This window comes from Streptomyces olindensis (genome assembly GCF_040645895.1).
Taxonomy (GTDB): Bacteria; Actinomycetota; Actinomycetes; order Streptomycetales; family Streptomycetaceae; genus Streptomyces; species Streptomyces olindensis.
Map to the genome: position 1 here is coordinate 1 of NZ_JBEYZD010000135.1, position 9,347 is coordinate 9,347.

A 9,347-nucleotide genomic window follows, 5' to 3' on the forward strand; every position below is an offset into this window, starting at 1 on the left:
CCGGTGCGCCCCCGCCGCGCGCCCCCCCCCCCCCCCCGCCGGCCGGCGCGCCCCCCGGGGGCCCGCCCCCCGCGACGTCGTCGGTTCACCACCCGCGGCCGGGGTATGAACCAGACGCTTTCGAACCGATGGGCGGGAAGGAACGCGATGCTGCCGGGAACGTCCGCGAGCGCGACGGTGCTCGACTCCGCCACCCGTGACCGGACCCGCGTCCTGCTGCTGTTCAGCCTCTCCGGCCGGCTGCGCCCCCGGGACACCGCCCTGGGCGCCCTCGTCGACCGCTACGACTACGGCCGCTTCGCCTCCCACCTGATGACCAGCCAGGACGTGCTGCCCGTCCCGGTGCTCGACGAGCAGGTGGCGCCCCGCCGGCTCCGGCTGCCGCACGGCGACCACGGCCTCGCCCTCGCGTCCTTGCGGATCCTCGTCGTCACCACCCCGCGCGGCGACGCCACCCTGGTCGTGGACTGCGCCTTCGCCGGCGAGACCACGGCCGGCGACCTCGCCGTCTGGCTGGCCACGACCTGCTTCGACCGGGAGCGCATCGAACTCGACGACCGCCCGCTGCTGACGGCGCTGTCCGCACAGCTCGGCGGCCGGCCCCTCGCCCTCGGCCAGAACGTGCACCAACTCGTCTTCCCCGGCGGCCGGTTGCAACGGGAGCTGCTCACCGCCGACGAGGCCCGCAAGGCCGTCCTGCTCAACGAGATCGTCTACCGCGGCAGGATGCCCTGGAACCCGGCCACGCCCCATGACCCGAACCTCGCGCCGCACCTGCGCAACCACGGCGTCACCGTGTCCGCCCTCGGCCGCGGCGTCTCCGTCCAGGCCGGCTGGGCCCCGCACGTCGAGAACGGCCTGATGCTCGTCGCCGTCGGCATGGTCTCCGCCCTGGCCGTGCTCCAGCGCACCCGCCTCGCGGCCTTCGCCATGATGAAGGCCAACGAACAGGCCCATGCCGTCTCGCCCACCGAGATCCGCTCCCTGATCTCCCGCCTCTCCGCGGGTGTCAACGAACTCCAGCTGGACCTCGCCTTCGGCGTCGAGGCCTATGTCGACAGCCTGCTGATCCCCGAGATGATCACCGAGGCCTTCCAGTCCTCCCTGGGTGACGCCCTCGGCATCCGCGACAGCCTGGAGAACTCCGCCCGCATGGTCGAACGCCTCACCTCGGTGATCAGCGCCCGCTCCGCCGCCCTGGACGCCGAACTCGCCGAGCGCGACGACCGCCGCGACCGCACCGTCTCCGGCCTCGTCGCCGCCGCCACCCTGATCGCCCTGCCGCCGACGCTGCTGCTGGCCTTCTTCGGCGTGAACGGCACGAACGTCGACGAGCACCGCTCCATCCTCGACCTGCGCGCCTACGGAACGGCGTACGCGCTGGCCTGGCTGCCCTTCGTCGTCCTCGTCCTGATCGGCTGGGTCCTGCTCAGACGGGTCCGCGCCGGCTCCGGCCCCCTGCTGCCCGCGCCCGACGACGACTTCGTGCCCGTCCCGCCCCCGCGCTCGCCCTCCGGAGGCCGACGACGATGACGCCGCACCCCGCCGTCTCCGCCCACCGGGGCGGCTCGGAGCGCGCCGGCGCCGCCACCTGGGAGGCGTACCGGGACGCGCTGGAGTCCGGCGCGGAGTACGTCGAGTTCGACATCCGCCGCACGGGCGACGGCGTCCTCGTCGTCTACCACGACCCCCGGGTCGGCCCCGCCGGTCCGCCGCTGTCGGCGCTCACCCACGCGGAGCTGTGCGAGCGTGCCGGGTACGAGGTGCCGGTGGTGGACGAGGTCATGGCCCTGATCGCCGGGAAGCTCGTGGCCCACCTGGACCTGAAGGAGGTGGGCTATGAGCAGGAGGTGATCGACCGGGCGGTCACGCTGCTCGGCGAGGACGGGCTCGTCGTGACGACGCTGGAGGACCGTTCCGTCGCCGCCGTCACCCGGTCCCACCCGGGGGTGCGCACCGCCCTCTCCCTGGGGCGAGACCGCCGGGAACTGGCCCTGGCGCGGCTGCCCGGGACACGGCTCAGCGAGCTGTTCCCCGCCCGCCGCATCCGCGCCTGCGGGGCCCACGGCGTCGCCGTGCACCAGCGCCTGGCCAGGACGAACGTGCTGCGGGAGGCGACCCGGCACGGCCTGTTCACCATGGTGTGGACCGTCAACGACGACACCCTCATGCGCGCCTTCCTCGCCCACCCGCGGGTGGACGTACTGGTCACCGACCGGCCCCGCCGCGCCGTGGCGCTCCGGGGACCGATCACCCCCTCGCGGCATTGACAACAGCGCACTCAAGTTTTGTGCTGGAGAGTAGGGAGAGCGCCCTGGCGGAAGGGGACGGCGATGGGACGTGCGGTCGGGATCGACCTCGGAACCACGAACTCGGTGGTCGCGGTGCTGGAGGGCGGCGAGCCCACCGTCATCGCCAACGCGGAGGGCGCCAGGACCACGCCCTCGGTCGTGGCGTTCGCCAAGAACGGCGAGGTGCTGGTCGGCGAGGTCGCCAAGCGGCAGGCCGTGACGAACGTGGAGCGCACCGCCCGCTCGGTCAAGCGCCACATGGGTGACGCGCACTGGCGCTTCCCCGAGCAGGGCGACATCGACGGCACCCGCTACCGGGCGCAGGAGCTGTCGGCGCGGGTACTGCAGAAGCTGAAGCGGGACGCGGAGTCCTACCTCGGCGAGGACGTCACCGACGCGGTGATCACCGTCCCCGCGTACTTCGACGACGCCCAGCGCCAGGCGACCAAGGAGGCCGGCGAGGTCGCGGGCCTGAAGGTCCTGCGGATCATCAACGAGCCGACGGCCGCGGCGCTGGCGTACGGCCTGGACAAGGAGAACGACCAGACGGTGCTCGTCTTCGACCTCGGCGGCGGCACCTTCGACGTGTCGCTGCTGGAGATGGGCGAGGGCGTCATCGAGGTCAAGGCCACCAACGGCGACACGCACCTCGGGGGCGACGACTGGGACCAGCGGATCGTCGAGCACCTGATCAAGCGCTTCAAGGGCCAGTACGGCGTCGATCTGGGCAAGGACAAGATGGCCGTGCAGCGGCTGCGCGAGGGCGCCGAGAAGGCCAAGATCGAGCTGTCCAGCTCCACCGAGACGACGATCAACCTGCCCTACATCACGGCCTCCGCCGAGGGACCCCTGCACCTGGACGAGAAGCTGACCCGGGCCCAGTTCCAGGAACTCACCCAGGACCTCCTCGACCGCTGCAAGAAGCCCTTCCACCAGGCGGTCGAGGACGCCGGGGTGAAGCTGTCGGCGATCGACCACGTGATCCTGGTCGGCGGCTCCACCCGGATGCCCGCCGTGACCGACCTCGTGAAGGAACTCACCGGCAAGGACCCGCACAAGGGCGTCAACCCCGACGAGGTCGTGGCCGTCGGCGCCGCGCTCCAGGCGGGCGTCCTGCGCGGCGACGTCAAGGACGTGCTGCTGCTCGACGTCACCCCGCTGTCCCTGGGCATCGAGACCAAGGGCGGCATCATGACCAAGCTCATCGAACGCAACACCACGATCCCGACGCGGCGTTCGGAGATCTTCACGACGGCCGCCGACAACCAGCCCTCGGTCGGCATCCAGGTCTACCAGGGCGAACGCGAGATCGCCGCCTACAACAAGAAGCTCGGCGTCTTCGACCTGACCGGCCTGCCGCCGGCCCCGCGCGGCGTCCCGCAGATCGAGGTCGCCTTCGACATCGACGCCAACGGCATCATGCACGTCTCCGCCAAGGACCTGGCGACCGGCCGCGAGCAGAAGATGACCGTCACGGGCGGCTCGGCCCTGCCCAAGGACGACATCGACCGCATGATGCGCGAGGCCGAGCAGTACGCCGACGAGGACCGCAAACGCCGCGAGGCCGCCGAGACCCGCAACCAGGCCGAGCAACTCGTCTACCAGACCGAGAAGTTCCTCCGCGACAACGCCGACAAGGTCCCGGCCGACACGAAGGCCGAGGTCGAGTCCGCCGTCACCGACCTCAAGGCCCTGCTCGAGCAGCAGGCCGACACCGCCGCCCTGCGCGCCGGCGTCGAGAAGCTCGCCTCGGTCAGCCAGAAGATGGGCCAGGCGATGTACGCCCAGGCCCAGCAGACCCCGGCCGAGGAACCCGCCGGCACCCCGAGGGACGAGGAGGGCGTGGTCGACGCGGAGATCGTGGACGACGAGAAGGACCAGCGGGACGAGAAGGGCGGCGCCGCCTAACGCCCCGGGCCGCCGGGCGGCAGTGTCGCGCACACCGCGTCCAGGACGGTGGCGTACGGCGTGCCGAAGTCGGTGAGCCTCGCACGGAGCAGGTCCAGGCCGTCGCGGTGGTCCGTCAGCAGCTGGACGTCGCCGGTGCGGGCCGCGCACTCCAGCACCGCGGGCAGGAAGTCCGGCGGTTCCTCACCGGTCGTCTCCAGGCCGTGCGCGCGGTACAGCTCCTCGGAGGGCGTCGGTGCCGCCTCCCGCCAGGCGCTGAGATACAGGCTGTGCTCCGGCTGCGCCTCGAAGACCTCGACGTAGTGGGCCGCCAGCTCGCGCGCCGGGGTGAGCGCGGCGTGGTCGGCGAACTCCCGTAGCTGCGGCGCGGCTTCACGCAGCAGCGGCAGCCGGGTCCGGAAGTCGTCGTCGGGGAACATCAGGCACAGCGCGGCCGCCTGGTACAGCACCTCGTATCCGGGCATCGGACCTCCTTCGCGTGCGCCCCGCGATCCCGACGCTAGAGGCGGGCCGCAGGGCGCACCCGTCGGCGGGGTCCGTACGGGTCAGGGTGCGAAGCTGTCCCGGTACTCCCGCAGCAGCTCCTCCGTGCGCTGCGTGGAGCCCGCCCGGGCCGTCATGTGGTCCAGGACCTCCAGGTGCGCGGAGACCTCCTTGCGGGAGTCCAGGTACAGCGCCCCGGTCAGGTACTCCGTGAACACCATGTCGGGCAGCTCCGGCTCGGCGAAGCGGAACAGCGAGAACGGGGCGTACGTCCCGGGATGGGGTCCGTCCTCGAACTCGGCGACCTGCAGCGTGACCCGGTCGCGCGCGGCGTACTCCAGCAGCTTGTCCAGCTGGTCGCGCATCACCCGGCCGTCCACGCTCACCGGGCGGCGCAGCACCGTCTCGTCCATGATGACCCACAGATGCGGCGGGTTGTGGCCCTCCAGGAGCCGCTGCCGCTCCATCCGCAGCGAGACGTGCCGCTCCACGGCCTCCGGGCCGGAGTTCCCGATCGTGCCCGCCTCCAGCACCGCACGCGCGTAGCCCTCGGTCTGCAGCAGCCCCGGCACGAAGTGCGGCTCGTACGACCGGATGATCCGCGCGGCGCCCTCCAGGCTCACGTACAGGCTGAACCACTCCGGCAGCACGTCGTGGAACCGCTGCCACCAGCCCGGCCGGTTGGCCTCCTCGGCGAGTTCGACGAACGCGGTCACCTCGGGCTCGGCCACGCCGTACGCGGTCAGCAGGATCTGCACGTACGGGATCTTCAGCGCGACGTCGGCGGTCTCCATCCGCCGGACCGTCGCGGGGGCGACGCGCAGCACCCGCGCCGCCTCGTCACGGCTGAGCCCGGCCGCCTCGCGCAGCTCCTGCAGCCGCTTGCCCAGCACCACCTGACCCACGGTGGGTGCGGCCCGCCGTTCACTCACGCCACGCCTCCCCAACGTGCCCACGCATGCGATCAGTCTGTCACGCCGGATCGCCCGTATCACAGGCCTGACGGCGAGGAGATCACGGGAAACGGCGCGGCGCCGGGGCATTACCCCGCGGGTAATCGACCGGGCGCGGCCGGGAGGGGATCGTGAACGTACCGGCTCCCGGGCCGGCGCACTCCGGCCCGGGACCCGGCCGCCACCACGACCCGACGGAGGGTGATGCCCCATGTCCGCGATCCAGCTCGCCGCGCTCGCCCGGACCCGTGAGCCGCAGTCGATGCTGCGCCGCTTCCTGGCCCTGGACGCCGCGGTGACCGGCGGCAACGCCCTCGCCTACCTGGCGTTCTCCGGGCCGCTCGGCCGTTTCCTCGGCGTCCGCCCGGCCCTGCTGCTCGCCCTGGGCTCGTTCCTCGCGCTCTACGCGACCGGCGTGGGCCTGCTGGCCGCCCGCCGTCGGCCGCCCGCGCTCGGCGTGCGCGCCGTCGTCGAGGCCAACCTCGCCTGGAGCGTGCTCAGCCTCGCGGCCCTGGCGCTGTGGCTCTCGCCGAGCACCGCGGGCGGGGTGTGGACGGTGTTCCAGGCGCTGACCGTGGCCGGGTTCGCCGCCCTCCAGTACACGGCCCTGAGGATCCGCCAGGACGGCCAGGACGGCCAGGACGGTCAGGGCGGTCAGGACATCAGCGACTGAAGGTACTTGACCGTCGCCGGGTCGGCCGGGAGCAGCGTCTCGATGGCCAGCTCGGCGACGGTCACGTCCATCGGCGTGTTGAACGTGGAGATCGAGGAGATGAACGACAGCGTCCGCCCCTCGTGCTCGATCCGCAGCGGCAGCGCGAAGTACGGCACCGGCTCCGCGGGCTCCTGTGCCGGATCCGCCGCGGGCACCGGATACGCCGCCACCTCCTCGTGCAGCGCCCGCAGCGGCTCGGAGCGGTGCAGGGCGATCTGCCGCTCCATCTGCTCCAGCAGGTGACCGCGCCAGGCGCGCAGATTGCGGATCCGGGGCGCCAGGCCCTGCGGGTGCAGCGCCAGCCGCATCGCGTTCAGCGGCGGCTCCAGCAGGGTCTCGGAGACGCCGTCGACCAGCGTCATGATCCCCCGGTTGGCCGCCACCACGTTGTACAGCGCGTCCACCACCAGCGCCGGGTACGGCTCGTAGCCGCCGATCAGCCGTTCGATGCCCTCCCGCAGGGCGCCGAGCGCCGGGTCGTCCAGCGGGGTCTCCGGGTAGCGCGGGGCGTAACCGGCCGCCAGCAGCAGCGCGTTGCGCTCCCGCACCGGGACGTCCAGGTGCTCGGCCAGCCGCAGCACCATCTCCTCGCTGGGCCGGGAGCGGCCCGTCTCCACGAAGCTGATGTGCCGGGCCGAGGAGTCCGCGCGCAGGGCCAGCTCCAGCTGGCTGACCCGCCGCTGCTCCCGCCAGGCCCGCAGCAGCGGGCCCACGCCCTGGTCGACGCCGGACGGGTGAGTGGTCATGTCAGGACCGTAGTCGAGAACCGGTCGCGCCGGACAGGCACACCCCTCTGACCAGGGTCTCGGGCGTCCCGCTGTGGCAGGCTGGGAGAACACCGAGGAGACCGGAGCCAGGGAAGGAGCGCAGCCCATGCCCGTCGAACCGCTGTCCCAGAAGGAGGTCGAGGACCGGCTGGCCGAGCTGCCGGGCTGGTCGCTCGACGGGGACCGCCTCGCCCGCTCCTACCGGCTCGGCTCGCACTTCGCGGCGACGGCGATGGTCGTGCACATCGCCCAGGTCCAGGAGGAACTGAACCACCACTCCGACCTCACGCTCGGCTACAACACCGTCGCGCTGTCCGTGCACACGCACAGCGCGGGCGGCGCCGTCACGGAGAAGGACTTCGAGCTCGCCCGCAGGGTGGAGGACCTCGCCCCCGGGCACGGGGCACACTGACCGCGTGCTCGACTACGACAAGGAAGCGGAGCGGTACGACGCCTCGCGCGGCGGCGAGCCCAGGGCGGCCGCCGCGGCGGCGGCGGTGCTGAGCCTCGTGCCGCCGGAGACGCGCAGCCTGCTCGACGTGGCCTGCGGCACCGGCATCGTGACCCGCAGGCTCGCGGCGGCGCGCGACGGCATGCGCGTCACCGGTGTCGACCTCGCCCCCGCGATGACCCGGCAGGCCGCCGCCCGGCTGCCCGGCGCCGTCGTGCGCGCCGACAGCCGCCGCCTGCCGTTCCGGGACGGCGAGTTCGACGCCGTGTGCAGCGTGTGGCTGCTGCACCTGGCCGCCGGGCCCGCCGAGGTGCGCGCCATCGTCGGCGAGTGCGCCCGGGTGCTGCGGCCCGGCGGCGTCTACGTCACCACGGTCGACAAGGCCGCCTCCCACAACGTGGGAAGCGACATCGATGTCGTCCTGTCCTCCCGCCCGCCGAGCCCGGTCCGGGACGCGGCCGCGGACGTCGAGTCCCACGCCGCCGCCCACGGACTGGCCCCGGCCGGGCAGGCCCGTTTCACCGGGCACGGCCAGGGCCGCAGCCCGCGCCGCACCGTCGCCGACCTGCGCCGCGGCTGGTTCGTCACCCTCCCGCCCGGCGACCCGCGCGCGGAGGGCTTCGCCCTGGAGCTCACGCGCCTCCCCGACCAGGACCGGCCGCGCCCCGACCCGGTGTTCAGCGTGCGGGCGTTCCGGAAGGCCGGGTGAACCCGCGGCCGAACTGGCGCGGAGGTACGGCAACCCCGGCGCCACCGGCGGCGACCTCTGACGGAACCCCCCCCATCTCCCAGGAGGTCCGTCAGTGAAGCACCCCCACAGGCACCGCAGACGCCGCCTGCTCCTCCCCGTGGCCGTCACGGCGGCGGCCCTGACCGGTGCCGGACTCACCACGTTCGCCACGCAGGACGCGGCACAGGCGGCCACCGCCCGGCAGGTCGAGAAGCTCGACCGGGGCGTGGTCAGCGTCCACACCGGCAGCGGCAACCTGGTCAGCTGGCGCTGGCTGGGCACCGACCCGAACGACGTGGCGTTCAACGTGTACCGGGCCGGTACGAAGGTCAACTCCTCGCCGATCACGGGCAGCACGAACTACTTCCACTCCGGCGCCCCCTCCCACGCCGACTACACCGTCCGCGCGGTGGTGAACGGCACGGAGCAGGGCGACTCGGTGCACGCGGTGCAGTTCCGTACCGGCTACAAGGACGTCCCGATCTCACCGCCGGCCGGCGGCACGACTCCCGACGGGGTCGCCTACACCTACGAGGCCAACGACGCCTCCGTCGGCGACCTCGACGGTGACGGGGCCCTCGACATCGTCCTGAAGTGGCAGCCGACCAACGCCAAGGACAACTCCCAGTCCGGCTACACCGGCAACACGTTCTTGGACGGCATCAAGCTCGACGGCACCCGGCTGTGGCGCATCGACCTGGGCCGCAACATCCGCTCCGGCGCGCACTACACGCAGTTCCAGGTGTACGACTACGACGGAGACGGCAGGGCCGAGGTCGCCATGAAGACCGCCGACGGTACGCGGGACGGCACGGGTGCGGTGATCGGCAGCTCCAGCGCCGACCACCGCAACTCCAGCGGATACGTGCTGTCCGGCCCCGAGTACCTGACGATGTTCAACGGGCAGACGGGCAAGGCGATGCAGAGCGTGGACTACGTCCCGGGTCGCGGCACCGTCTCCTCCTGGGGCGACAACTACGGCAACCGTGCCGACCGCTTCCTCGCCGGTACCGCCTACCTCGACGGCTCCCGCCCGTCGCTGATCATGG

General features: G+C 72.7%; 10 protein-coding genes. 7 read left to right on the top strand and 3 right to left on the bottom strand.

The window, feature by feature from the left end:
• Nucleotides 1–147 precede the first annotated feature (147 nt).
• From ABZ948_RS39980 to dnaK, 3 genes are all read left to right on the top strand, one after another.
• Complete coding sequence (locus ABZ948_RS39980; RefSeq protein WP_359768045.1) at nt 148–1,533, top strand: hypothetical protein; 1,386 nt, start codon at nt 148–150, stop codon at nt 1,531–1,533.
• Nucleotides 1,530–2,270: a glycerophosphodiester phosphodiesterase family protein gene (locus ABZ948_RS39985; RefSeq protein WP_359768046.1), complete on the top strand. Its 741-nt coding sequence runs from the start codon at nt 1,530–1,532 to the stop codon at nt 2,268–2,270. Before ABZ948_RS39980 ends, ABZ948_RS39985 begins: the two co-directional genes overlap by 4 nt.
• Nucleotides 2,271–2,333: 63 nt before the next feature.
• Nucleotides 2,334–4,199 carry a molecular chaperone DnaK gene (gene dnaK / locus ABZ948_RS39990; RefSeq protein WP_359768047.1) on the top strand — a complete coding sequence of 622 codons (1,866 nt, stop codon included), beginning with the start codon at nt 2,334–2,336 and terminating at the stop codon, nt 4,197–4,199.
• Here dnaK and ABZ948_RS39995 read toward each other — a convergent pair.
• Both ABZ948_RS39995 and ABZ948_RS40000 read right to left on the bottom strand, forming a co-directional pair.
• Nucleotides 4,196–4,663 (bottom strand): nitrate reductase molybdenum cofactor assembly chaperone, encoded by a 468-nt coding sequence (locus ABZ948_RS39995; RefSeq protein WP_359768048.1) that lies wholly within the window; start codon nt 4,661–4,663, stop codon nt 4,196–4,198. The genes dnaK and ABZ948_RS39995 overlap by 4 nt on opposite strands.
• An 81-nt stretch (nt 4,664–4,744) precedes the next feature.
• Nucleotides 4,745–5,614, bottom strand: a complete 870-nt coding sequence (locus tag ABZ948_RS40000; protein ID WP_359768049.1) for a Sco1979 family transcriptional regulator — start codon at nt 5,612–5,614, stop codon at nt 4,745–4,747.
• 232 nt (nt 5,615–5,846) lie between these two features.
• Between ABZ948_RS40000 and ABZ948_RS40005 the strand changes: the two genes are divergently transcribed.
• The gene (locus ABZ948_RS40005; protein ID WP_359768050.1) at nt 5,847–6,308 is read left to right on the top strand and encodes a hypothetical protein; all 462 of its coding nucleotides are present in this window, start codon (nt 5,847–5,849) and stop codon (nt 6,306–6,308) included.
• On the opposite strand, the gene ABZ948_RS40010 is transcribed toward ABZ948_RS40005, so the two are convergent.
• Nucleotides 6,290–7,096 carry a helix-turn-helix domain-containing protein gene (locus ABZ948_RS40010; RefSeq protein ID WP_359768051.1) on the bottom strand — a complete coding sequence of 269 codons (807 nt, stop codon included), beginning with the start codon at nt 7,094–7,096 and terminating at the stop codon, nt 6,290–6,292. The genes ABZ948_RS40005 and ABZ948_RS40010 overlap by 19 nt on opposite strands.
• 127 nt (nt 7,097–7,223) lie before the next feature.
• On the opposite strand from ABZ948_RS40010, the gene ABZ948_RS40015 reads away from it, so the two are divergent.
• The 3 genes from ABZ948_RS40015 to ABZ948_RS40025 form a co-directional block, all read left to right on the top strand.
• The gene (locus tag ABZ948_RS40015) at nt 7,224–7,529 is read left to right on the top strand and encodes a 4a-hydroxytetrahydrobiopterin dehydratase (protein WP_359768052.1); all 306 of its coding nucleotides are present in this window, start codon (nt 7,224–7,226) and stop codon (nt 7,527–7,529) included.
• Nucleotides 7,530–7,533: 4 nt separating this feature from the next.
• Nucleotides 7,534–8,277, top strand: coding sequence for a class I SAM-dependent methyltransferase (locus ABZ948_RS40020; protein ID WP_359768053.1), 744 nt, complete (start codon nt 7,534–7,536; stop codon nt 8,275–8,277).
• Nucleotides 8,278–8,371: 94 nt separating this feature from the next.
• Nucleotides 8,372–9,347: rhamnogalacturonan lyase family protein (locus tag ABZ948_RS40025; RefSeq protein WP_494487302.1), on the top strand; the 976-nt coding region annotated here is incomplete at its 3' end.